General features: G+C 51.9%; 14 protein-coding genes. All 14 read left to right on the forward strand.

All coding sequences use genetic code 11. The features are described from left to right. The first annotated feature begins 1 nt into the window (after position 1). Positions 2 to 2,377 (forward strand): transcription initiation factor TFIID, encoded by a 2,376-nt coding sequence (locus U1I11_RS17065; RefSeq protein ID WP_322907335.1) that lies wholly within the window; start codon positions 2 to 4, stop codon positions 2,375 to 2,377. Between the two features lie 636 nt (positions 2,378 to 3,013). Next, positions 3,014 to 4,306 carry a vWA domain-containing protein gene (locus tag U1I11_RS17070; protein ID WP_322907336.1) on the forward strand — a complete coding sequence of 431 codons (1,293 nt, stop codon included), beginning with the start codon at positions 3,014 to 3,016 and terminating at the stop codon, positions 4,304 to 4,306. Positions 4,307 to 4,557: 251 nt separating this feature from the next. After that, positions 4,558 to 5,262, forward strand: coding sequence for a beta-mannanase (locus tag U1I11_RS17075; RefSeq protein ID WP_322907377.1), 705 nt, complete (start codon positions 4,558 to 4,560; stop codon positions 5,260 to 5,262). A 16-nt stretch (positions 5,263 to 5,278) separates the two neighbouring features. After that, positions 5,279 to 6,541 carry a TRAFAC clade GTPase domain-containing protein gene (locus U1I11_RS17080; protein WP_322907337.1) on the forward strand — a complete coding sequence of 421 codons (1,263 nt, stop codon included), beginning with the start codon at positions 5,279 to 5,281 and terminating at the stop codon, positions 6,539 to 6,541. Then, positions 6,538 to 9,996 carry a GAP1-N2 domain-containing protein gene (locus U1I11_RS17085; protein WP_322907338.1) on the forward strand — a complete coding sequence of 1,153 codons (3,459 nt, stop codon included), beginning with the start codon at positions 6,538 to 6,540 and terminating at the stop codon, positions 9,994 to 9,996. Before U1I11_RS17080 ends, U1I11_RS17085 begins: the two co-directional genes overlap by 4 nt. Before the next feature lie 240 nt (positions 9,997 to 10,236). Continuing rightward, positions 10,237 to 11,292, forward strand: a complete 1,056-nt coding sequence (locus tag U1I11_RS17090; RefSeq protein ID WP_322907339.1) for a YheC/YheD family protein — start codon at positions 10,237 to 10,239, stop codon at positions 11,290 to 11,292. A 355-nt stretch (positions 11,293 to 11,647) separates the two neighbouring features. Continuing rightward, the gene (locus U1I11_RS17095) at positions 11,648 to 12,697 is read left to right on the forward strand and encodes a YheC/YheD family protein (RefSeq protein ID WP_322907340.1); all 1,050 of its coding nucleotides are present in this window, start codon (positions 11,648 to 11,650) and stop codon (positions 12,695 to 12,697) included. 309 nt (positions 12,698 to 13,006) lie between these two features. Continuing rightward, complete coding sequence (locus U1I11_RS17100; protein ID WP_322907341.1) at positions 13,007 to 15,043, forward strand: FAD-dependent oxidoreductase; 2,037 nt, start codon at positions 13,007 to 13,009, stop codon at positions 15,041 to 15,043. 197 nt (positions 15,044 to 15,240) lie between these two features. Then, a complete protein-coding gene (locus U1I11_RS17105; protein ID WP_322907342.1) occupies positions 15,241 to 19,644 on the forward strand; it encodes a TerB N-terminal domain-containing protein in 4,404 nt (1,467 codons plus the stop codon). 7 nt (positions 19,645 to 19,651) lie between these two features. Continuing rightward, positions 19,652 to 21,061 (forward strand): ATP-binding protein, encoded by a 1,410-nt coding sequence (locus U1I11_RS17110; protein ID WP_322907343.1) that lies wholly within the window; start codon positions 19,652 to 19,654, stop codon positions 21,059 to 21,061. Continuing rightward, the gene (locus U1I11_RS17115) at positions 21,058 to 23,322 is read left to right on the forward strand and encodes a DEAD/DEAH box helicase (protein WP_322907344.1); all 2,265 of its coding nucleotides are present in this window, start codon (positions 21,058 to 21,060) and stop codon (positions 23,320 to 23,322) included. The genes U1I11_RS17110 and U1I11_RS17115 overlap by 4 nt, the downstream gene beginning before the upstream one ends. Before the next feature lie 147 nt (positions 23,323 to 23,469). Continuing rightward, the gene (locus U1I11_RS17120; protein ID WP_322907345.1) at positions 23,470 to 24,570 is read left to right on the forward strand and encodes an FAD-dependent monooxygenase; all 1,101 of its coding nucleotides are present in this window, start codon (positions 23,470 to 23,472) and stop codon (positions 24,568 to 24,570) included. A 173-nt stretch (positions 24,571 to 24,743) separates the two neighbouring features. Further along, complete coding sequence (locus U1I11_RS17125; RefSeq protein WP_322907346.1) at positions 24,744 to 25,517, forward strand: GTP cyclohydrolase II; 774 nt, start codon at positions 24,744 to 24,746, stop codon at positions 25,515 to 25,517. A gap of 459 nt (positions 25,518 to 25,976) precedes the next feature. Further along, positions 25,977 to 26,171 carry an aspartyl-phosphate phosphatase Spo0E family protein gene (locus U1I11_RS17130; protein ID WP_322907347.1) on the forward strand — a complete coding sequence of 65 codons (195 nt, stop codon included), beginning with the start codon at positions 25,977 to 25,979 and terminating at the stop codon, positions 26,169 to 26,171. Positions 26,172 to 26,218: the final 47 nt, after the last annotated feature.

A 26,218-nucleotide genomic window follows, 5' to 3' on the forward strand; every position in this document is an offset into this window, starting at 1 on the left:
GATGAATAAACGGCTGATTTCATTTGCAGACGCATACGCTGCTGCCGAGGAAAAAACAGCCGGACAGGGAGACGGGCGGAGCAGTATTCACTACCCCGCCGTTTTCCTGTTTATCGGGGATCGATTGCACGATGCGGCGGATCATATTCGCAACGTCAATGCACGCAAATGGGACAATGGTGCTGGTGTGATGTATGTGGAGGTGCAGCCGGAACGGTCTGCCTCCTCCTCCATTCACCGGGAGGAGCATCCACAGCTGCTAATTTCCCGTCTGTCTGTACCCGACCCGGAGCGCTCGACTGCGCAAACGCGCCGTCCCGACTGGGCACGGCACTTTCGTGAGGACGCAAGCCATCTGCTGGAACTGAATCGTGTATTTCGGCAGGCGGCACGGCGGCTGGCTGATTTTGGACGGATGTATTCGTCATTTGATCGGTTGCATCTGTCGGTAGTGACAAGGGTGGAAGACCCGATGAATGTGCTTGTGCCGGAAATTGCGCTCTTGGCGCGTTCCATTCTCGGGCAATCGTTTAAATCGGTACAAATGGACTTGTATGTACTCATTCATGAAGGTGAGCAGGAGGAAAACTTCGGTTATGCCAGCTCGGCGGGAATTGCCTTTTTGCATGAGGTGGAGTTAATGCAGCGCGATGATTATAGCTTAAGCGCGCCGCTGCAACGTACCGAGGATGGGCTTGCCGTGATGGTGCATCATATGGCTGCACCGCTGTTTGAATTAGTGTACATGCTGTCGGATCGCAATGAGCGTGGCGTATCCGTTAATGGCGGTGTCGCCAGCAATTACGATATCATTTGCCGGATTAGCTTGCTCAAAAATCGGCAGCGCTCGGATAGCGGGCACGATACGAGTTTATATGGCTCGGATTATAACAATATGGCGTTTCGCAACAATATTCGTACTGCTGATGGTACGCAAGGACTAGTGTCCGCTGGCTTTGCCCGTGTACGCCGTCCGGATGAAGCGATTGCGCTGACCGTGCTGGAGCACTTTTTCCTCGGCATTGTGCAGCGGATGAAACGGGACTCGGCGCTTAGTATACACGAGCGTGAGCAATTGCTCGGTATCGATGAAGCGGCGCTTGAGCGGCGATTGGATGCGCTGATTCCTGACGAATCCAGGCTGGAAGATATGAATGGGCTGATGACGCGTTCGGTAAGTTTTGCGGCGCTGCGGGCGATGAATTTGCGCGAAGCGGAGCTGGCGTTGTTCGAGCAGGGCGGGGATGCGTTTTTCCGGCAAAATTATGAGCGGGAGACGGAGCGTAGATTGGAACAATGGAATGCCGAGCATGAGTTTCGCACCGGGATGGATGAGCGGCTCAAAGGGCGTAGTGATGTGCACTTTTACCAGCTTGCCGCTTGGACGGAGGAACATCATCCGGCAAGTTTGCTGCCTTTGCTGCACGGGCGTATGCGCGATCTCAATCTTGCAATCGAGCAGGCGCGGGCTGATCTGGACGCATGGTATGGTAGCCGTGCGGACGATCTGTCTTTTCAAAAGCTGCCGTTTATGGACAAGCATAATGTGCGCAGCTTGACGCGTGCATTGATCAGTACGATCTATCCGCATAAGCTGTATATTTTACGGCTGCAAACGCGGCTAAAGCTGTATCGGCGCTGGGAAGAACAACTGCTGGCGCTGCATCGCGGCTGTATGACGCTCGTGCAGCAGCTGGATGAACTGGGTGCGGAGCTGCACCGCACTTCTGCCGCTAGTTTGCGGCTAGCGGACGATTATATCGGGCAAAATGTGTCCGATTATTATAGTCGTCTGACCGCTGAAGCGATGCTGGAAGTGGAAGATAAACGCGGACAGAATGCCTTTTTCGAGGAGCGCAGTCTGGGCGATGTGACCGCACTGCTAAGGCAGGGCACGATGACATTGCTGGAACGACTGATCGACGTATGTCGCCGTGAGTTACTACCAAGCCCAGCGCTATCACAAACGTTCGAGCAGGAGCTGCTCAGCCGTGCCAATGTGACGATCGACTACCATAACAAGCAGGCGCTGTCGCAGGAGGAACTGTTTAAAGAGCTGTATCGCACATTGGAAGATCGGGCGACGATTCATATCCGGTTGCTTGATTACACGCATAAACATCGGTATGAGGAAAAGTATATGTTTGGCAATGCAGGCGGTGAATTTGTACGTTATGCCGCTGGGGTCGATCATACGACCCGTATTTACAAAACCGGCTTTGTACATGAGGATCGGACGAGCGGGGTGGAAAAGCTGAACTTGATGGGCGGCTTTGGCATTACCGATCTGATGTATTATCGCAATGGGCGCACGTATTACGATACGTATGTGGCGAATGGTTATCGGTTTCATGTGGAGGATGGGCAAGGGGAGTAGCGATAGTGATAACGGCAATAGTATAAGCTTGATCGCGCTTTATTGTTATTTTAACTCCACTGCCAATCCGTAGTTGCAGCAGTAAACAACAAGGATTAAAAACAATATGGAGAGCGGTTAAAGTACTAGGCGATGTCTGCAAACGATCAGCCTTGTCCGTTTATCGTTCGAATGAGTCACGCTTCAAGTGAGTTGAGCTGCTAATACGACAGTGATCTAACGAAAAAACGCATCGAATTGCTTATGAAGAAGTTTGAAGACACGCCCTAGTAGCTTGAACGCGTTAAATAGGTAGCTTGATCATGCAGAGCAGCGATGTTGTTATGCTACGCTTCCAATGTATTTTTCATAACATGTAGTGAATCAGACATTGAACTTAAGTTGGTCAGCCTACTAGCTGTATAAGCATTGCAGGCGGTATGGACGGTGGAGTGTGTTAATGCAGCGATAGTTCCGGTATAAGCTACAACGGAACGAGGCGAATGCACAGGGCTGCTCCATGCTTGAGCATGAGTACGAATCGATGTTTTGTCCCGTTCGGGTTGTCGCTGGAATGCAGCTATATATCGTTTGTGTGCGTATGTTGTATATGTATATGTTTGACATGTTTATATTCAGAAAGGGGTGAAGCCGCAGATGCAGCGAAAGGTCAATTGGCTTCTTGTATTTTTTAGTCTGATCGGTGGGGCGATCGGGTTTGTGTTAAGTGAATGGCTGCTTCATATTTATATGGATCGTATGCCACGGATCGTGCTGATGGGCATTTATTTTGGCATTATTAGTTTGATGATTGGCATTTTTGGTCTGCTGGCGGAGATGATTTCGCCCAAGCTGAACGGGGCATCATGGCGGCAGCGGTATGCGGATATTTCGTGGAAATTACTCGTCCCGGCGACGCTCGTCTTGATGCTGATCGGCGGTATCGCTGCGCAGGCGCTGTACCAGCTTGATTTTAACGGCGTGCGTACGGTCAAAGATGTCGTAGTCATTATCGACAATTCCGGCAGTATGATGCAAAATGACCCGCAAAATCAGCGCTATCAAGCTGTGAAAAATATGGTCGCTTCCATGCAAAACGGCATGCGGGTCGGGATCGTCGTCTTTAACGATGATGCGCGGGTTGCCTTGCCGCTAACTGAAATTACGTCGACATCAAGGCAACAGATCGATACGGCGATTGACGGGATGCATGAAAGCTCCAACAATACGAATTTTACCGCTGCTTTGAGCACGGCGATGGATGAAATTACGAAGCAAGATCAAGACAACCGTGGCGTGACCGTCATTATGTTGTCTGACGGTTATAGCGATCTGAATATGGATTCGTCTTTGCAACCGTATAAAGAGCGCGGCATCGTTATCAATACGGTCGGGCTTGGCTTGACCCAGTATGGCGGCGAAAATCTGTTGACCGAGATCGCGTCGCAAACGGGCGGGCAATATTACAGTGTAGATCAGGCGACCGATCTGACACCGATTTTCCAAAAAATCTACAACACACTGGATAAACGTACACTCGTAACCGAACGTAGCGAGCCGTTTAATAGCAATCTGTATTATCAGATTTTGCATGTAGTGCTCATTATGCTACTCGGTGGCTTGCTTGGCGTTGGACTAGGGCTGATGTTCGACAATCGCTTTTTGGCGCGCAGCTTTGGTATCGGCGGCGGTGTAGGCGGTTTGCTGGCAGGTTTGTTGCTCGAATGGGGCATCGGCAAAACGGATTGGTCGTGGACGGACAGTGTCGTGCGTTTTTTCGCAATTATGTTGCTTGCACTAATCATCTCGTTGTTTACGCTGATCATACCGATCGGGGAAAATAACAAGCGGATGATTCGCCGCAGTGAAGCACCCCCTCCACCGACAAGTACGTCCGGTTCACCACGCCGCAGACGTCCAGGCGATAGCGGTCGTACGTTTCAGCGCTAATCTGGCTGTTGTCGTGGTGAGCAGTCTAGATGGATGTAAGAACGGACGATAGTTTATACAGGAAAGAAACGAATGATCGCGAATATATAAATACGATGGACACAGGGCAGGGAGCAATCCTGCCCTGCCATTGTATTTGCATAGTGAACGATGAGCGTTATGGCTAACTATAAGCAACAGCAACCTGATCGCATTAGCAGTCGATTGGGGATAACATAGTAGGAACACATATAGAGGAGGGGGAAGGTGTGATGCGTTATGTGGACGCTGAGTCTGGAGATGAGCGGGTAATTCGCGGATTGACCGCCCAGGCGGAGGAAGGCTGGTGTATATTGCGTTGGTTGTGGCCGCGTAATGCGGAGGCGGTCTATATCGAAAAGCTAAGTAACGAACAAAGAAACGGTGCCGCGTCAGCTTTGCTTCAGCCTACACATGCCGATGATTCGGCAGGAGTCACACCTTTCTCCGGCTCATTGCCTCGGCAAGATGCACTTAAGCTGTACACACGTGAAGAATACAAAGCGAGCAACGGTTATCGCGAACGGATCGATCATTTTGGCAAAGTGGCATATCGGGTACATCTCGTAGTGGAGCAAAATGGCGAAATGATGCTCGTCCGCCAACATGATGATAGTAACCGGATCGAGCTGAGCGCTGGCAAAGCCCGTATTCGCTATACGATCCGTCAACAAGCCGGCTGGTTTAGCAAGCGCAAAACGGTACGGATCGAAGTGCATGCCGAAGTTCCGGTGGAACGCGATGTACTCTGTTACGTCAAAAAAGAAGGCGGTTACCCCGCCAGCCGTGACGATGGCATCATCTACCCGTTTGCCGAGCCGTTTCAGGCGGGACGTACCGAGCTACCGGCGATTGAGATCGGCAAAAATGAGTATGTGCGCCTGTTTTTTACCGATGGGCGTACGTATGGACAACTGTATGAATTAATTTTGGAGTAGGGGGAAAATGGGGGTTATGAAAATGTTTGACTGGTTTAAACGCAAGCCGGAATCTGAACCCAGACCGCTATATTACGATATTGTATGCCCGTATTGTTTTAACAAATTTTCGCCAGATGAGGTGGAATTTCGGGCGAGCCATCATCGTGAAGATGATGAGGAGTATGCGCTGCGTGAAGATGCGCGGCTTAACCGTTATCGTGCGCGCTTCGGTCTGGATACGATTCAAGATATGGAGGCGGTGCTCCGTCCGCACGATGTGCCGGAGGAACACCGCATCTATTCCGATTATGTGCTGGTCGGTTTGAACGACCGTTATGGCGAGATTACGCGTCGTCGTCTTTGTCCGCACTGTCATAATGAGCTGCCGGTGACGGCGGGCAAAGTGCCGAGCAATATCATTTCGATTGTCGGTGCTTCGCAAGTCGGCAAATCGGTTTATATGACCGCACTGATCCATACGCTGCAAAACTCGACGGCTGATCGCTTTGATGCTGCTTGTATGCCGCTGACGACCGAGATTAGCCGCAAATTCCGTATGAATTATGAGGAGCCGCTGTTTGAACGCGGCGATCTGCTCGCTTCGACGCAAAAGGAGCGAATGCAGGAACCGTTTATTTTCCAATTTGTGTTCAGGGATGAAACGAAGCCGCCGTTGACGCTCGTCTTTTTTGATGTGGCAGGTGAAGGCATGGTCGATCAAGATTATCTTGGTTTGCATGGGCAGCATATTAAAAACTCGGCAGGCATTTTGTTTATGGTCGATCCGCTGCAAATTCGTTCGATCCGTGATCGTATTCGGCTTAAGCTAGGCGACACCAAAGGCGAGTGGGTATCGCGTTATGATGAGCCGCGCGATGTAGTATTGACGCTGTTTAGCGATTTTATCGCTCATCAGGAAGACAGCAAAACCGATATTCCGACCGCTGTGGTGCTAACGAAAAGCGATATGCTGGAATCGTTGCGTGGCGATGATGGCGAATATATTAAGTCGAACAGCAATATTTTCCACAATGTCGTGCATCGCGGGCATTTTGATCTGGATGAATATGAAAATATCGATGGCGAAATTCGCCGTTTTATCGAGCGTGTCGATCGTCCGTTCAAAGGCACGATGGATGTGTATTTCCGGGACACCGCCTATTTTGCCGTGTCGGCGCTGGGCAGCAATCCGGTCGAGCAGAAGCTGCAAAGCGTAGTCAGCCCGATCCGTGTCGATGAGCCGTTTATTTGGCTGCTTTACAAACTGAATTATATAGAGGGGAGACGACAGACTTGAACCTGGTTTCGGACGCTCGTATTCAGCAGCAGCTGTACACACGTGAGAAAAGCGGCATTTTCCGCACGACGGAAGGCTATGATACTATCGCTCGCTCCCCTGGTCTTGATCTTTCTTTTATTAAAAAAAATATCCATCCGCTATGTGCCTACGATGCGCCTGCTGAGTTGCAAAATCGCGGCGAAAAGGATGCGGCGCTTTATCCGGCAGCATTACAGCTTGTGCGGCTCGATAATCGTGATCTGGTGCTCGGGCAAAGCGTCTATGTGCCGACTGATTTTACCGGGCTGCGCAGCGCGTTTTTTACACATAATTATGTCATTCCCGCGCAGCGTGGCGAGGAATGGGTACATCATTATGAGCGCTGGCTGCAAGCCGACTTTAAGCAGCAGTATGATGCCGAGCAAGGCACCGAGCTGGACGAATTGGAACAGTTGCCAGTACGCGCTGCTGCGCCGACTATCGATGCGCATGCGGTGCTGAAACAACTGGGATTAGATGAGGCATTGTTTCGCCAATTGCTCGGTGCGGTCATGTCAGCGATTCATCGTCACCGCAAAGTGTACATTGCGCTTAATGTGCCGGTGCAGGAGCTGTCGATACAGGCGAATCGGTTGCTGCATGTGCTGATGCTGGCACTGCCGTATGCATTTCGTCGTCGGCTCGGGTTTACGACCTATGCGAAGGAGCCGGAAAGCCGCAAAGGAATGCAATTGTTGTTTGTGGAAAATGGCTCTATTCGCGCCGGTGATCGCAATTTGGAGCGGGAGTACATTTTCGATCTGAGCAGCGGACGTATTCAGGCGGCGCAAGCGGGCAAAGCCGGGCAAATGTATATCGATTATGTATGGCAACATCTGTCCCGCCCGGACGAGTTAAAGCGATTGCAGGCGTTTGCCGATCAAGGGCAGGCGGGTAACGATGCCGCCGCAGAGACGTTGCCTGATCCGGCGCAATATGATGAATGGACGATGTTGTATCGTGTTGAGCAAGGCGAAGAAGCGCTGTATAACAGTCAGCGGGCGCAAATTTTGCAAATTTTAATTCGTCATCTGCGTCCGGAAGGTGCGCTGGAAGCGGCGATGCGCTTGAATGATCTGTTCCTGTCGCGCTTTGATCGTGAATTTGACCGCGTACGTGCAGGCGAAGTGCCGGAAACAGCGGTTGCGGATGTGTTTGCCGAGTATTATGCAATCGATCCGCAGCATACTGGACGCAAAATTATAGAGTATTTTATTTGGGCGATTCGTAATGCCGTCAACCGCAAACAGACAACCGATGTGCAGGCATTGTATGCGTTGCTGGAAAAGTACCCGCCGCTGTATGAAGGCTTTTTGAAGCTGGTAGGCAGTCAGCCTGCATTGGCGACACTGCTGCTTACCCCGCTGATCGAGCGCAAATTCCGTCAAGCAGGCTCGGTGGAAGAAGTGATTCGGCTTACCGCCGAATGGGGCAGTCGTTATCCGCAACTGCTGGAACTGGACGATTACCGTTTACAGGCAGGGCAGGCGTTTATGGAAGCGCTGCGTAGTAGCCGCGATCTGCTGGCAGCAGCAAACGATGTGTTCCAGTTGCTGGATCGGTTGGAGTTGGGGCAACAGGCAGACGTCAATGAGCTAGCCTGGAAGCAGTCCGGCATGGGCGAGCAGATGCGGATGGCGACCGAGCGCATTTTGCTCAATGAACTGGAATGGTCGACGCTCACACGCAGCCGTTTGCAGCAAGCGGAATTTCTCGGTTATCGGTTGCCAAGCGATGAAGACCCGTCCAAAGCGGAGCGGCGTCTAAACGGCAAAAAGCGTGCGCTGCAATTGCTCTATTGCTGGTTTGACGATGGAGCGAGTGGAATCGATGTGGACTGGATCGAAGAAATGGACAAGTTGCCGCCCGCCGAAAAGGACGAAGTGCAAAAGCTTGGACGTTCATGGCTAGGCGACGATATTCGTAGCGGTCGTTTCCAACGATTGCCGATTGCGTTTGCGTATAGCGCCAATGCCAACGATGTCGACTATTCGGCGCTGGTGGAGGAAGTGCGCAAGCAGGCGCCGTCACCGCAGACGATGTATGACTTTTTGGCTTGGTCTGACGGTGAGCGTGCGTTTATGATCGCGGATGATGCGGTAGTTCAAGGAGAGGGGCGCCGTGAACGTAACCATCATACTCGCAGCGACTCTAATCGTACGGACAAACGCGCTAATGAACGCAGCCGCACCGAGGCGACAGGATCACGTGCTCATACGCGCAAGCCGCGTTTTGCGCCCGCTTATGAAGCGGCGATATTAGCGTATTTCCGCAAGCATGATCGTGAAGCATTCCGGCGCAGCCCGCTAAAGCAAGGTGCGCCTGCCAATAAGCCAGCGCTAACGGCGGTATATGATCGCGCCAGAGACGAACTTGCCACACCGCTGCAAAAATGGCTGCGCCGCAATCAGCGTCGGATGCCGCTGTTCATTATTGTCGGGCTACTCGGATTAGGTGCGTTAGCCGGGATATCGGTATATATGGTGAATGTGTTTGGCGGGCATGAGACGGTAGCGACGACACCGACTACACAAACCGAGCCAACGCCAGCGCTTAACCCGGATCAGTTTCCCGATGTACTCGTAACGATCAGCGGCACGAGCGGCACGTCATCCGTCAGCGAGGGACAGTCGGGCACGAGTGATGGAAAGTCAGAGGCGAACAGTGCAGACACTGCCACACACAGCGAAGCTTCCCATACGGTAGCGACTGCATCCACCGCACCAACGGTGACGCTTGTATCATCGTCCGCGAGCAATAGGATAGGCGGTACAGCGAGCGGCGCATCGACTGCTACCGGCAGCAACTCGGGCACCGTTTCTGGTAGCGATGCTTCCGGTACGAATAATAAGGAAAATGATACAACTGGAACGGAGTCGGCACCACGCCTTATTTTCCATTTTAAAATGATGGAGCCTTGCGTTGCATTTGAGCCGAAAAAGGTAACATTGCTGCTTAAAGATGGACGGCAGACGAGTTACGAAAAGCTTGATCCGCAAGTGTCTTGTGGCTCATCGTCATCTGAATCGACAGATGGCTCGTCTACAACTGGCGATGCTTCAGCAAACTCGGGCATGTCGGAACAAGCGGGCAGTGAATCCACTTCATCTGCAACCGATAAAGCTTCCGATACGGCAGCCAAAACGCATTCATCCACGGCAGATCGTTCAGCTACGGATCGCTCGTCTGCTGGAGCGGGCAGCCAAAGTTCAGCATCAGACATAGCGAACACGTCGGAGTCATCCGACATATCCGTTCATAACAGCGAAACCGGCAGCGTGCACACACCAACATCGCTTGAGCTAACCCCTGCCGAGTTACAGCATATTTACCCGTACGAAGTCAGCCTCGCTTTACCTCCCAAAACGAATATCGGCAACTTGCAACGTATTCGGATCGGGGACAAAGAATATATGATCACAACACTGCCTTGATTCGATAGAATGTGAACAGGTACGCGATAGAACAGCCTGCTTTTCTGAACTGGAAAGCAGGCTGTTTCGATCTATGGGTAGGATCGAGCGTAATAGCTTGTCTCGGATATATTTATAGTATGTCGATCTAATCATCGCTTAGTCATGAATACGCCCAAGTATGTTCAAATTTTAGTTTTACTTGAGATAAGCTATTACATCTCTATACATCGATGTATTCATTATGAAAGGATGACTGCAATGCAAGCACAACAGCGTCGACCCGTCATCGCTGTATTGATCGGTTGGGAGATTGGGCTGCCGATGCTGACAGCTTGTGCATTATCGGCAGCCGGTCTGGGGGCGGATTTTTATTATTTTTATCCTGCCGGTGTGGATGAGCAGCGGCAGCGCATTCGTGGGTTTAAGCTTAGGTATGGAGTATGGGAAGCAGGCGAATTTCCGTATCCTGATGTGGTCTATGATCGGATGCGGCGCCGCGAAGTGCAAGGTTTTACCGAGGTGTATCGCAAGCTGGAAGGCGTGTTATTCACCCATACGCTGCGCGGCAGATGGGGACGCAAATCGGTAATTTACAATCTGCTGCGCGAGGATGCACATTTGAAACAGCATTTGATTCCGTTTCAGACATTGCGCGATGCACAAGCTGGATTGGAATTTATATATAGGCATGGCGCAGTCGTTATCAAATCGGACAAAGGCGCTTCCGGTCGCAACATACTGATCGTACAGGTGACGGACAATACGATCGAAGTGCTTGATCAACACTATGTGCATCGATTGAACGAAGCGCAGTTGTTGGAACTGCTAACTACGCTTATTCCGCAAAAATATTGTTTGCAGCGGATGATTCATAGTGAAACGGAAAACGGTTTGCCTTTTCATATTCGTGTGCATTTGACCAAAGATGGGCATGGTAAATGGACAGTGGGCTTTTGCGCGCCTTCCATTTCGCTTGATCCGCACAGGAAGATTACGAATAGTGAACATACCTTTCGGGCGACACCGACTTGGGAACTGTTTTTAAAGCAGCATGTGCACGAGCAGCCGGGCGGTAAGACCGATCGCTATATTCGCCAGTATGCGATCCGGCTGGCACAGTTTATGGACGAACGGTTACAGGGTAGTTTTCATGAAATTGGGCTAGATATCGGGCTGGACGAACAGGGGCAGATATGGATGTTTGAAGCGGGACTGGGGCTGCCGTTTACGTCATTTTATTATGTGGAGATGGCATTGCCGGCGCTTGCGTACAGTTTGTATATGCTCGAGCAAGCTGAAGCAAGTGAACGGTAATACCATCGTCTGTAAAATGATATGGCTGCACGGTAGTCGCTTGATTTATACTGAGCATAATTAGTATCGTACACCAACAGCGCGCTATGCTTGCACGAACAGCGGGCTGTTCGCTGATTGCCTTTTTGCTGTATAGCGTATTGAATTTACGGTGCTTACAGTGAAATGAATCGAAGTCCATCATTGAAACCGAGTCAATGGTGGAACAAGCTTTACCATCGGTCGAAGTATATAAATCACATCCGGTTTAGATTAAAGTGAAGCGGAGCTGGAATATGGTCGCTTCTATGTTCGTTCGTGGATGTTATGCGGATCGGTATATGACGGGAGTGCAGGAGCGAAGGAGTGAACGAATATGTCAACTGAGAAACACCGGATGACGATCGGTTTGCTCATTGGCTGGAAAGTGGAGCCGGAGCTGTTAATGGCGAATGCGCTTGTTGCGGCAAGTTATGGGGCGGACTTTTTTTATTTTTATCCGGCAGGGATTGATGAGGATCGGCGCTGTATTCGCGGCTGGCGGCTGGAACATGGCGATTGGACGGAAGCCGAATTTGCCTATCCCGATGTGATTTATGACCGGATGCGGCGGCGCGGGATTCGCAAGTATGATGAAGTGTATCGCAAACTGGAACGGATTCCATTTACCCATACGCTGCGCGGCATGTCGGTGCATAAAACGGTCGCTTACAATATGCTGCGCAAAGATGATGAGCTGAAACGGTATTTGATCCCGTTTCAGACGTTGCGAGATGCGACGCAAGGGCTTGCGTTTATATATAAGCATGGACAGGTGATCTGTAAACCGGACAAGGGCACGTCCGGCAAAGGCGCGTTTACGATCCGGGTAGCGGGTAATGAATTTGAGGTGTTTGATCAGCAATTGGTGCATCGGATGAACGAAACGCAACTGTTGGCATTTCTGCAGTTGCTGATTGAGGAAAAGTATTGTTTGCAAAAGCTCGTTATGAGCGTGACCCGGCAAGGATTGCCGTTTCATATTCGTGTGCATATTGCCAAAAATGGGCATAATGAATGGATCATCGCTTTCTGTGCAGTCTGGATGTCTGCTGAGCCGCATGTGGCGGTTACGAACAGCAAGCATACGTTTCAGCTCACGACAACGTGGGATCGCTTTGTGAAGTATCAGTTTGATGAAGATGTAGGCGGTGCAACCGAGCAGCGGATTCATGCGTATGCGCTGCAATTGGCGACATATATGGAGCAACAACTGGACGGACGTTTGCATGAAATCGCGCTGGATATCGGGATCGATGAAGACGGGCATATCCGGCTATTCGAAGTTGGGGCGGGCGTGCCGTCAGCGATGTTTCAATTTGTGGAGATGGCGCGTCCGGCAATCGCTTACAGTTTGTATGTGGCAGAGCATCCCGAGTTGCCGTGAGTGCTATGTGAACGCTATGATTGTGTGCATTAGAGACAAGTTGCCGGATCGTGCTTATGCGTGCGTGTGGATGCAAGTGATGCAACCTGCTTTATTTGCGATTGGAAATTCGTAATTTGTACGATGTAACAGGGTACATTGTGGCAAATTTGTCTGTACGCTGGATGTTTTGTCTTTGACTAGAGCGTTACGCAAACTCGTAGGCTGCGAGCTGCACGTACCGCAGTGGTGGCTGCACCAACACGCCAGGTTTGCATACACGCCCTAGCACAACCGAACCAGTTTGCAAGCTGAAAAGGAGAGATTCCGATGTCATTCCGTTCATCCTCGCTTGATTCATTGCCTAATGCAGCTCAAGCTTCTGTGTGTGATGTGTTGATTGTCGGCGCGGGCCCGACCGGTCTGACGTTGGCGCTTGAGCTGGCGCGACGTGGAATTGCGATTCGTATTATCGACCAGGCGGCAGGCCCTTCCCGGTACAGCAAAGCGCTTGGTGTGATGGCGCGTACGCTGGAACTGCTAGAACCGTCCGTAGCGGCGCAGATGGTAGAACAAGGGTTGCCGATCCGGCAGGCGGCGATCTATAGCGGTAACCGCCGGATCGCTAATATTCCGTTTGGCGAGCGTATTCCGAGTCGGTATCCGTATATATTAATGTTGCCACAAAACGAAACGGAGCATATTTTGCTAGAGCGATTGTCTCAGCTTGGTGTGCAGGTGGAATATGGACGTGCACTAGTCGATATGGAAAATTACACGGCGCAGCCTGCTGAAATTGCTGAAGCGCAAGCTGCCACTGCATCTGCTGCGCCGATTGTAGTGCTACCTCCGCATTTGCGGCGTACCGGATCAAGCGGTTCGTCCGCAGCAGCGCCTGCCGGGTCAGCTAGCAGCCGTATGCTGCGTATGACAGCGACGGTGGAGACGGTAGGGATAGCAGAGACAGAGACGATAGCTGTAACAGCGGCTCAAGCCGATCAAACAATTAAAACGGATGTAGCGCCTACGCCATCACCATCGGTCGTCAAGACAGCCACGACTACCGCGAACGCCCATCAGGAGACAGAGCAGCCTTCGTCTACAAGTACACCGAATACCGAACGTATTCACGCAGGCTGGATGATCGGCTGTGATGGTGCCCATAGCAAAGTGCGTCATCTGCTAGGGATGGCATTTCCGGGCACATCGATCATGCAGCAATTTGCGCTGGCGGATGTGCGGATCGAAGGTGAGATCGAGCATGATCGTCTACATGTGCATTTGCATCAAGGACAGATCGCTGCCTTTTTCCCACTGCGTAGCGGACGTCATCGCGTCATTATTGCTGCTCCCGAACGCCAAAGTAGTCAGGGGCAAGCCGCCGCGCACGAAAATGCTAATGAATGGTCAGCAGCAGACGGGCAGGCGCACGATATTACGCTGCCGGAAATTCAGCATATATTGGATGAATGCACAGGTGGACAATTGCGTGCATACGATCCGATCTGGATGACACGCTTTCGTATTAACCAGCGTAAAGTCGAGCATTATCGCGTCGGTGCAGTTATGCTGGCAGGCGATGCGGCGCATATTCACTCTCCGCTAGGTGGGCAAGGCATGAACACAGGCATGCAGGATGCACTTAATTTGGGCTGGAAGCTGGCGCTTGTATGCAGCGGGCGTGCAGATGAGAGTTTGCTGGACAGCTATGATGAAGAACGCGAGCCTGTCGGACGTACATTGCTGCGCTGGACAGGCTTGCTGACACGGCTGTCGCTCAATCGTTTCCCGCTGTTTGCTGTCGCTCGCAATACGGTAGCACCGCTCGTTTCTTCCCGACACTTCATACAGCGTTTACTCGCGCGCTCATTGTCCGAAACGGGAATCCATTATCGTCATAGCGAGCTGGTCATGCAGGGCGATCACTGGAAGCATGGCATGGTCGTGCCTGGTGATCGTGCGCCGCGCGGAGCGGACGGGCTAAGTTGGTGGAGCCGGGACAAGCATCTGTTGCTCGTCTTCCCGGATACAGAGCCGCTGCTGCCGCGCCCTGAAGACCCGCAGCAATGGGATGAGGATGAACGCACCCGTATCCCGCTGCTGAATCGCATTTCGGACAGCTGGCGTCCAGTGCTGGATACGGTGATCGTACTGCCTGATCTGCCGCTTATGTTGCGTGAACCGCGTCCGTCGACGCTTTTGCCTGACCCGGATTCAACATTACGACGGTTATACGGGATGGAGCGTGGCGGTTATGTAGCGCTCCGACCGGATGGTTATGTTGGTTTTGCCGGCGGATTGCCGGATGAAATGGAATTAATTGGATGGATTTACCGCCAATTTCGCATTCCGTCGCCAATCCAGTGAATATTTTTGCACAAAATCATACCGTAAAATAAGCCGGAGCCGCCCTATTGTGACACTTTCATGATAGCGCTTCGGCTTCTTGTCATGTCCGCAAATGACGAAAATATGTTCGTTACCTATACCAATCGGGCAAACGGTTCATGTATAATTGGGATTATTATGTTGACTAAGCTTAAACAGAAAGGCCAGGTTGCATCATGACGTTAACTACTCCCGCATCATTCACGGACAAATCATATATCGCCCTGCTCAGCTTCGAGGAAGACCGAGGCTTTTTCCTGCATATCTCCTATGGCAGTCATGCTATTGAGCCGGAAAAAGCGCGGAATATCCAGCAGCTTGTTATGGGCAGCATGCTGTCTGGCGAGCAGCGTTGGCAGCTTAGCGCTGCCGGTCACAGTGAATGTTTGCTGCGTCCTGATGAAGCGGGCAAACTGTATGCAAGGCTGCTGCGCTTGTTGCCGGGCACGCTGGAAACCGATGAAGGCGCACCGGTGCAGGCGTATTGGGACAAACATGCGGCAGCGGTGCTGGCGGGAAGTGCAGATTCGGCGGCGATGCTGTATGAAGGGGAGATGTGGAGCTATGAGCATGAAGAAGCCGGTTTTATGGCGGATGTGCAGGACGAGTTGCCCGCTACCGTTGCCGCCGTCACACCGTCTGCGGTAGCGCCGCCTATTCCGTATGAAACGGCAGCGTTTCATACCGATGCCCATACGACGGCGCGCTGGGTGCTGGAAGGTCGGCTGGAAGAACGCGATGGCGTCGGGCAAACATTTGTCGTACCGATGATCGAAATTGGCGGTATCCGTTATCCGGCGCTGGAACTTTCACGCCGGATGGGTGCGGCGGGTGCAGCGATCCTATTGGACGATGGCAGCCATATCGAAACCGACTTGCTGCGTGAAATCGGGCTTGGACCGATGGGACGGCTGGCGGACGGAACGCCATTAGAGCGTAATAGCCGTTTGACGCCGCAGGAAATTATCCAGCGTGGTTCAGAGCGACTGCGTGGCCCGTGGGAAGAAATGTTCATTCCCGAGCTGGCATTGCCGGATGGAAATGGCGGATTGGTAGATCATTTTGAATTTTTGTGCCGCTGGGGAATTTCCGGGGCGATGCTCGGTGGCGTGATCGCACAGGCGGATGCGTTAGGACAATTTGTCGCTGAGCGTATCCGGCGGTTTCCGTCATGCCGAATCGCCTTAATCGGACGGAAGGCGCTATTAAACGAGCTGCGCAAACGATGGTCGTCAATGCTGGAACCGTATTGGCAGGAGGCGACCATAGGCAAAGCTGCGGCGCGTGCAGGTAGTGAGGTGGCGCGTCCGTTGATTGCCGTTCCGGTCAGCTTGCTCGGTCAGCGCAGTTCGGTTTTGCCGGGCGGGGTCGATATTGCGATCTATTTGGAACCGGATGAGATGACAGCGGATGTGACTAGCAAAATGTATCGCGCGCTCAACGGCATTAATGCGCGCATCCGTCTGTCCATTTTCACCGAACAGGAGCTACTGGATGATCCGCATTTGCGTACTGCACAGACGAGTCTGCTTAAATTGTTCCATTCGGTCGTACGCGAATATGCGATTGCCGACCCGGAGCATCCGTTAACCGAGCTGCCGTCGCCCTATACGATGGTAGCACGGCGTCCCGCACAACCTGGATTGGCGCAAATGGCGCGTGTTGGCGGCTTTACCGAGCTGGAATTGGGCGCACAGGAGCGCGGTTTACGCATTCCGGCGCGCAATGAACAACCGGATATGCCGTCACCGGAGCGCGATGCAGGCGATCCGGAGCAAGCGGGGTTTTTAGCTCCGCCTTTACATCGTCACGGCGATTCCCGTGCGATGGCATCATTTGCAGCAGCGTCTTCGCAACCGGTGCCGGATAGCAGGAGCAAAGCCGAACGGATGGAAGGGCTATTGCAGGAGCTGTCCCGGCAAGGTATCCATATTCAGCGTCCGCCTGCTTTTGTACAGCCAGAACAGCAGTCGGAATCGACACCGAGCCATTCTGCTGCCGAGTATGTGCCACATACAGCTTATGCAGGCGCTGAATTGGAGCTGCCGCATACCGAAGCGAGCAGTCGGCGGTTGTATGTGCCGCCCGCTTTGCACATCGATGAACAATTGGATGATGGCGGGAATGGGACAACGAAGCAAAATCGGAATGGCGCACACGCATCATTTGGCACCGATGGAGCGGGATGGCTCGAAGTGCCGGATGCGGGAAATGAACAGAGCGAGCCTAATTTCGATAGTGAGGCTAGCCAAATGAGTGAGGCTAGCGAAATCGCTCATGCGGCGATGTTGAACGATATCGATATGGAGTCTATGCAGCAACATAGTTATGGCAAAGCGGCTAGGCGGCATAATATACAAGATGAGCAAAGTTCGCAGCAAGCTAACCATCTGCCATTTGCCGGAGAGGCAGCGGCTGCCTATGCGAAGCATATGGCGGATCGTGTGGATGTCGCTTCTGCGCATCTGAATGCTCATCAGCGTAAAGCCGAGCGCTCTGACGTGCCGATTTTGTTATCACGTACAGACGGCATCTGCTACACGATTCCGGCACCGGATGAACCGCTCCCAAATCATGAGCATACAGACGCAGTGAAACATATGTCCGCTCAAGCTCCGGTATTACCAGATCGGTCGCTGTCTAATGAAGCTTTAACCCGGCACAGTCCGCTAGCGCCTGCCGAGCAGCAAGCGCTAGCGCTTGAGCCGCTGTTCGCTGCGTATCCGCCAGCTGCAACCGGAGCAGCTGCTTTTGAACAGCATCTGTCACAAACTGAAGGGCGCTCGTTGTCAGCGATTCAGAGTGCGGAATATGTGTTTGCGCTGCGTGCACAGGAGATGGCGGAGCAGACGGAAACGGAAGCCGAATTTGTGCCGTTTATGAGCTATTGGCCGACCTATGAGAGCATGACATGGCGGCAAAAACGTTGGTATTTTTACTGGCGTGGCGAGGTGCGCCAGCAGCGTTATCCGGCGACCGATCTGTCGTATATTTTCCTGCTCTGTTATGAGGTGATTAACGGAGCAGGCTGGCAAGAGCCGCTGGACGGGTATCGTCTGCTGCTAAATGTGTGGCGGCAGTATCGGCATCGTTTTGGCAAGTTGGATCGGTATGTGCCGTCGTGGATTGTAGACTTTGCACAGGTGCACAGTCTGGACGAACCGCTGCTTGAACTGTTGCTGGAAGCGCCGCGACATGTGCCGTCCGAGCTGGTCGATTTGGAGTGGCAGCGATTGTTCACCGCTTCACCTATCGTCATGCCGATGGAATTGTTGCCGTCACTGCTTGATTACGATTTGGAACGAAGTCGCTTTTATGTCGATGAAGGGCGGGCAGCGCTGAATGAATATATACCGAAAGTACTGGCAGCGGTGGATGCGTTTTTGGAGCGGCAGCAAGGCAGTCGGTTGCTCGGGCTGTTTCGCCCTCCGGTCTATCGGGAAAGTGAACGTTATTTGTTCCGCAGTGCGGTATATGATTCGACGCGTCATGGACGTACTTGTACCGTACGCCGTTTGCCGCTAACCGAACATGCACCACTGCGTGAATTTTTGACCGGTATCGTTAAGCTGACTGAAAATGAACTGCGTCGCCAGCTTAACGTCAACGGTCGGTTGCGCATTCAGCCGCCGGTGGAACCGGAAATCGCCCGTCTGATCGAGCGTTATATTCGCCGGGCATTTCATCCACCTGAACAACAGGCAGCGCCGCGCCGCGTGGAGATCGACCCGACACTGTTGGAACGGTTGCAGGCGGATTCGGCGGTTGTGCGGGATATGTTAACACTGCGTGAGGAAGACAAAGAAATGATCCGCCAGGAACAGCAGGCTGAACAGGCTTACGCCGATTGGGCAGCCGCTACCGGTCAAGCTAAGGGAATCGACCCGAGCGAAGTACAGGTGGATGAAGATCACAACAGACGGGTGGAAAATCGTCCTATTGTTGATGATGAATATGTTATTATGCAAGCGAACGTTAGCGATGACATGCGTGCAAGCGAAGATGATTATGCAGCAGAGAACGAGCATACATTAGACCATCAACATATGCATATGCAAATTGGAGCTGTAGCGTCAGCGAATACCGTATATGACTTCTCCACGCATGTTGAACCGATATACGAGGAACTGGATGAGCTCATCGTGCCTGGTGCGATGCAAATGTCGGATGAACTGGATGAAACCGCGCCCATGCCGCTTCCATCGGAGTCATCAGCGCAAGTCGAGCATACGATCGTCCAGCATATGACCGTCGCTCAAAGTGATCTCGAGCCTGTTATCAATACCGCAGCAGCGGTAGGCACAAATGTAACTTTGCTCGATATGTCGGAGCTGGAACAAGAATGGCAAGATTGTCTGCAAGCGATGCAGCCGCAGCATATCGAGCTGCTAGCTGCGATGCTGGAATATGCGGATGATCATGCTTTGCAAGCTGTAGCCGCGCGTTATGGTACGATGGCAGCGTTGCTGGCGGACGAGATCAATGAGCTGGCGATGGATCAGCTTGGTGATCTGTTGCTGGATGATGGTACGGTTATGGAAGAATACAGATCATTGCTAGATGCAATCATCATGAGGTGAACTGGAAATGAATGATGTGAAAATACCAAAACGCGTCACGACCGCACTGGTAAACTCGTTTGCCGCAGGTGTGGTGCCGAGAATCGGACTGGAGCATATCGCGGTCGGACGCAAATATGAGATTGAGTCCATTTTACGTGAGCTGGACAATGTTGCTGATGGCGGCGCTGCGTTCAAACTCATTACTGGACGCTATGGTAGCGGGAAAAGCTTTCTGCTGCAAATGGTGCGCAATTATGCGATGGATCGCGGTTTTATCGTTGCCGATGGCGATCTGTCGCCCGAACGCCGGCTGACTGGTGCCAAAGGGCAAGGGTTAGCGACGTATCGCGAACTGATGACCAATTTGTCCACTCGTACCCGTCCAGACGGTGGTGCGCTGGAATCGATGCTGCAAAAATGGATTTCTACACTGCAACAGCAGGTGATGGATGAGCAGCGTATCGGTGCGGATGATCCGACGATTGGTAGCGAAGTGCAGCGCCGTATCCATGCGGTGACCGCGGAGATGGAAGGCTGGGTACATGGGTTTGATTTTGCCAAAGTATTGTCGGCTTACTGGCAAGGCATCCGACTAAGCGAAGATGCGCTCAAACAAGCGGCATTGCGCTGGCTGCGCGGTGAATACCAGACGCGTACCGAAGCGAAGCGTGAGCTGAATGTAGGCGTCATTATTGACGATGACGGCTGGTACGACTATATGAAGCTGTGGGCAGAGTTTGCGGCACGGATCGGGTACAAAGGATTGCTGCTGTTTGTCGACGAAGGCGTTAATTTGTACAAAATTTCCAATAGTGTGGCACGTCAGAGCAACTATGAGAAACTGCTGACGATTTTTAACGATACGATGCAAGGAAAAGCGGGGCATTTAGGTGTGTTTGTCGGCGGTACGCCGCAGTTTGTCGAAGACCCGCGCCGTGGCTTGTACAGCTATGAAGCGCTGCGTTCACGGCTGGCGGAAAGTCGGTTTATGACGAGTGGCACGAAAAATTTTGCCGGCCCGGTCATACGGCTGGACATGCTGTCTCCTGAAGAAATATTGCTAATGCTGCAAAAGCTGCGCGATATTCATAGCCAGCATTATAAATATGACGCTGTGCTAGAACAAGGGCAACTAGTCGCTTTTATGCAGACTGCGGTCGGGCGGCTCGGTGCGGATGAGCTGCTTACGCCGCGCGAAGTTGTGCGCGATTTTGTCGATCTGCTGAATACGCTCCATTTTAACGAGGAATTGAGCTTTGAACTGTTGCTAGGTGAACTGGCGGCAGCTCCGACAGCACCTGCGATGACGGATGATCGTCCAGGGACTACCCCAGGGCATGTGGCGAATGCAAATACCAATCATACGACTGCACGCGGAGTAGCACCGGCGCAAGCGGATGAAGTGGATGATTTTCTGGCGGAGTTTGACCTGTGAGCGGGCATCCGTTTTATCGGCTCGCACCGTTTATTCAGGAATACATTTATCGCAGCGGTTGGAAGGAGCTGCGTGAGGCGCAGGTGGAAGCGTGCCGTGTGTTGTTAGATACGCCACATCATCTGTTGATCGCCTCCGGCACCGCGTCCGGCAAAACGGAAGCGGCGTTTTTTCCGGCGTTGACGGCGCTGTATGAGCAGCCTTCCAGCTCGGTCGGCATTTTGTACATCGGGCCGCTGAAGGCGCTTATTAATGATCAGTACGAACGGTTGAAAGGCGTGCTGCGCGATGCCGACATTCCGGTCTGGCATTGGCATGGCGATGTGCCGCAATCGCACAAAACAAAGCTGGTGCAAAACCCGTCTGGCATTTTGCAAATTACGCCGGAATCGCTGGAAGGGCTATTGATGAACAAGCCGAATGCGATTCCGGCGCTGTTCGGTGATTTGCGTTATATCGTCGTCGATGAAGTGCATGCGTTTATGGGTGTCGATCGCGGCGTACAAGTGCTGGCGCAGCTATCGCGCATTCAGCGTATGGCAGGTTGCCGTCCGCAGCGGATTGGTCTGTCAGCGACGCTAAGCGATTACGACAGTGCATGCGCATGGCTTAGTTCGGATACAGGGCAACCGGTAGAAGTCGTATCGCCGCAAGGCTCGCGCCGTCTGCGTCTCAGTGTGGAACATTTCTCCTTCCCTGATGCGCGCAATGAGGAGCAGGCGCAGCAGCTGGAATATGCGCAGCAGGCGTACCATAACTTCATTTACGACCAGACGCATCGCAAAAAGGCGCTTATTTTCACTAACAGCCGCTCGGATGCGGAATATTTAACATTGGAAATGCGGCGCGTCGCTGCCAAACGACAAGAGCCGGACATTTTCCATGTGCATCATGGCAGCATTTCAGCGATGTTGCGTGAGGAAGCGGAAGCAGCTTTACGTGAAGGTTATGGCCCGGCGGTCGCAGCGGCAACGCTGACGCTAGAACTCGGGATCGATCTAGGGGAGTTGGAACGGGTCATCCAACTCGGCGCGCCGTACTCATGCTCCAGCTTTGTGCAGCGGCTCGGACGTTCCGGGCGACGTGAAGGTGCGGTATCGGAAATGATCTTCGTCTGCCCGGAGGAAGAAGATGAAGAAGCTCAGCTTCCGGCGCGCATGCCGTGGATGATGCTGCGCGCGATTGCAGTCATTGAGCTGTATGTGCGCGATCGCTGGGTGGAGCCGTTTCAGGCGCGTCGGTTGCCGATCGGCATTTTGTATCATCAGACGATGAGTACGCTCAAAAGTATGGGCGAAGCCGAACCTGCCGAGCTGGCGCGTGCGATTATGACGCTGCCGCCATTTCGCGCATTTACGGTCGAGCAGTATCAACAGTTTTTGCGTTATTTGTTGCAATTGGATCATATTGAGCAGACCGAGGAAGGCACGCTCATTATCGGCATGGCAGGCGAGAAAATCGTCAACAATTTCCGCTTTTATGCGGTGTTCAAAGACGATGAGGAACACGTCGTCTACAACGGCTCCGAGGAAATCGGTTCGATTACGACCGTACCGCCGCCGGGTTATTGCTTTTCGCTCGCCGGTAAGCTTTGGAAAGTGGAGGAGATCGATAGCCGCCATAAAGCGGTCTATGTGAAATCGTCGCAAGGTAAAGTCGATACGCTCTGGCTCGGTGCAGGCGGCGATGTGGACACTCGAGTTATGCAAAAAATTCGCGATATTCTCGCTTCGACCGAGCTGTATGCGTATCTCGCTCCGAATGCGGCGGCACGTCTGGAACGTGCGCGCAGATTGGCACGCGAAACAGGGCTGCTGCAAACGCCGGTATTGCCTGCTGGCGGCGATTCCTGCTTTGTGTTGCCGTGGATGGGCAGCAAGCCGTTTCGTACGCTGGAACGTTTGCTCAAGCACAATTTGGCGGAGCGGCTTGGACTGCGCGCAGTGACGCCGATGGAGCCGTATTATTTGGTCGTCTCCGGTCGTGCGGATGCGTATGAATTGCTCGCTGAGATGATTGCCGAATGCCAGCGCATCGATTTTGCGGAGCAATTGCTTGGTGATGAAGAAGCGCCTTATCTGGGCAAATATGATGAATTTGTACAGCCAGGGCTCGTGCGCCAGGCATTTGCTGCGGATGGTCTTGATCTGGAAGGGATGAGAGAAGCGCTGCTGCATATTGGCAATATACCGATTCATTTGCAGCCGCAAGCTGATCCGGAAACCGATCCAGAAGCCGATATGGAAGTCAGGGACACGTAATTCCCTGGCTTTTTGGCACGTTGCTGACGATATTGACAAAGGAATTGTTATTTCATATACTTTACTTATTAAAAGTAAGTAATATTCATTTAAATATGTTGCTACTACAAATAAAGATACTAAAAACGAGGTGGAAAGGAGAAACCGATGAGCTTATATGCAGACGTAACGATTGTCGGTGCAGGGCCAGGTGGAGCGCTGCTTGGCTATTTGCTTGCTGCCAGCGGTGTAGACGTGATCTTGCTGGAACGGCATGCTGGCATCGATAAAGAGTTTCGTGGCGAGCATTTAAATGCGCAGGGCGAACAGATTTTAAGAGAGCATGGTCTGTATGCACATGTACAGCAAGCAGGACTTTTGCTGATGGAACGTGTAGAATATTTTCAGCAGGGACGCATCGTCAAAACGATCTTGCCAGCTCCCGGCGAGCGGCATACCGGTATCCATGTTCCGCAAAAAAATTTGCTGCAGGTGCTGATCGGTCAATCCGTCCCCTATTCTAATTATCGTCTGATGATGGACAGCAGTGTGACTGAGCTGCTGCATGATCCGGTTAGCGGTGCGGTAAACGGGGTAAAAGTGCGTCATCAAGGTGAAGAAATGCATATTCGCAGCAAACTGGTCATCGGTGCGGACGGACGTTATTCCACCGTGCGCAAGCTGGCAGGTATTAGCGCGCAAATTTTGAAACATGGCTTCGATCTGCTCTGGGCGCGCATTCCGGCACCGACCGGTTGGCCTGCTACCGTGCGTATGGCATTTACCCAGCAATCACAGTTGGCGCTATTCAGCCAGCAGGGAGGCTATATTCAGATTGGCTGGAATATCGAACAAGACAGCTTTCCCATGTTGCGCAAGACACCGGTTGAACCGTTTACCGAAGCGCTGATCGAATCGTTTCCCGAATTGGAACAGACTGTACGGCGTCATCTGCGGGCATGGAACGACTTTGTGTTGCTCAAAGTACAGAGCTGTCTATGTGACACATGGGTACAGCCTGGTCTCGTCATTATGGGTGATGCGGCGCATACGTTCAGCCCGACCGGCGCGATCGGTGTGAACAGCGCGATGAAAGATGCGCATGTGTTGGCGCCGCTGCTGCTGGATGCATTACAGGCAGGTGACACTGGGCTAGCACGGTTGAAGCCATTTGAACAACTGCGTCGTCAGGAAACACGCGCTGAGCTGGACAGCCAATTTGCCCGTGAATCCAGCTTTAGCGGTCAATTCCCGGCGTATCAGCTCTGAATATGAATCCGGCACATCGTCGTTAGCTAGTTCATTTAGGCAGCTCTTATATCGGTTTTAATGGATCGGTAGCAGAGGTGTACTGGATTGCAGTCATCATGTACTATCATCCAATTTGCCCTATTACACGTATGTATCACTGACAAGATACACATAACCGGAGGTAATTTACAATGATTAATCCCCAAATCACCGAAGCGCTTAAAGATCGCATTCAAATCGTACCGAGTCAGGACAAATCGATCTATTTGGTCGGCCCGATTCGGTTGCCTGTTAATTTAGATGGAGAAACGGTGATCTTTCAATGGTATTGCTGGCTGCGCTGTGACAGTATGCCGGGTGCGGAATGCGGCAATCCGAATATGGATCATGCGGCGATTATCGATATGCTGTCTTCGTCTAATCTGGCGGAAGCACAGCAATCGAGTGTGCTCGTCTACGGCGATTTCCAAGGCGCGCCGGATGCGCTTATTCGGATGCATAGCATTTGCCATACCGGCGATATTTTTGGCAGCAAGCGCTGTGACTGTGGCTACCAGTTGAAACAATCGATGAAAATGATCGCTGCGCACGGTACAGGTGCATTGTTCTATCTTGCCAATCATGAAGGACGCGGGATCGGACTGTTTAGCAAAGCGATGGCATATGTATTGCAGGAGCAAGGCTTGGATACAGTCGAAGCCAATTTGGAGCTCGGTTTTGAAGACGATATGCGCAACTATGACGATGCGATCGCCGTACTCAATCAGCTGCGCCAGTTGCCGGTTACGTTGATCACGAACAATCCGCGCAAGCTGGACGCATTAAAACGTTCCGGTGCAGGTGTAAGCGGTCGTATCCCACTCTGGGGTGACATTTCCGAATTCAACGAAAAATATTTAAAAACGAAGGTGAATCGCTCCGGTCATCTGGGCAGCGGGCCGCTGACGAATACGATTGTCGAATAAGCGGCGGTTTGTTGACGAAGCGCGTAGATGTAGCGAATATAATGATGCGCAAACAGCCGATCTAGACAAAGCAACGTTACGCATGCATTGTACAACGATCATAGCCGGTGATGCGGCGGCTCATTGTCGTTCGTGTCGCCGGTGTTTTTAATGATCACGGATTTTTTGCATGAGTCGCCTTGATTATTTCTGCTAGTGATCATCGTTAGTGTGCACTATGTTTACTTCATCATTAAATTGACAACAGAGAGTGAAATATACGTCTGCGCGTAGTTACTACCTGGTCACAACTTACTTTAAAAGTTAAAGTGTATGTAAATCTGATATGGTAGAATTAGGAATCGTTTGGTAAAATTCGTAGACAGAGTAACAGATACAAGCAAAGGAAATAAAGAGAAAACCGACTTGATGCATCCGTACTTCTGTTCCTTTTAAATATCGCGGCAGGAGGTGAGTTTCTTGACAGAGCTTAAGCAGATGGAAGAATATATCGAAATTGAGCGCCGGGAACTTAATGACATGGTACAATGTTATGATCTTCATGACCACCGCGTATTGGACCAGTCGAGAAGAGTGGACTCTATACTTAATCAGTACAATCATTTAAAACAAACATTACTAGGCACTCGCAGTTCAATCGTAGGTTCGATGTAAGCGCAAATGTAAACGATTATCCATCAGCACGACCGATAAGATTCAAT

Origin of the sequence: Paenibacillus campi, assembly GCF_034659835.1 — a bacterium.
GTDB lineage: Bacteria > Bacillota > Bacilli > Paenibacillales > Paenibacillaceae > Saccharibacillus > Saccharibacillus campi.

Coding starts and splice junctions, on each gene's coding strand:
- U1I11_RS17065 (WP_322907335.1), top strand. CDS start 2: ATGAATAAACGGCTGATTTCATTTGCAGACGCATACGCTGCTGCCGAG.
- U1I11_RS17070 (WP_322907336.1), top strand. CDS start 3,014: ATGCAGCGAAAGGTCAATTGGCTTCTTGTATTTTTTAGTCTGATCGGT.
- U1I11_RS17075 (WP_322907377.1), top strand. CDS start 4,558: ATGCGTTATGTGGACGCTGAGTCTGGAGATGAGCGGGTAATTCGCGGA.
- U1I11_RS17080 (WP_322907337.1), top strand. CDS start 5,279: ATGAAAATGTTTGACTGGTTTAAACGCAAGCCGGAATCTGAACCCAGA.
- U1I11_RS17090 (WP_322907339.1), top strand. CDS start 10,237: ATGCAAGCACAACAGCGTCGACCCGTCATCGCTGTATTGATCGGTTGG.
- U1I11_RS17095 (WP_322907340.1), top strand. CDS start 11,648: ATGTCAACTGAGAAACACCGGATGACGATCGGTTTGCTCATTGGCTGG.
- U1I11_RS17100 (WP_322907341.1), top strand. CDS start 13,007: ATGTCATTCCGTTCATCCTCGCTTGATTCATTGCCTAATGCAGCTCAA.
- U1I11_RS17105 (WP_322907342.1), top strand. CDS start 15,241: ATGACGTTAACTACTCCCGCATCATTCACGGACAAATCATATATCGCC.
- U1I11_RS17110 (WP_322907343.1), top strand. CDS start 19,652: ATGAATGATGTGAAAATACCAAAACGCGTCACGACCGCACTGGTAAAC.
- U1I11_RS17120 (WP_322907345.1), top strand. CDS start 23,470: ATGAGCTTATATGCAGACGTAACGATTGTCGGTGCAGGGCCAGGTGGA.
- U1I11_RS17125 (WP_322907346.1), top strand. CDS start 24,744: ATGATTAATCCCCAAATCACCGAAGCGCTTAAAGATCGCATTCAAATC.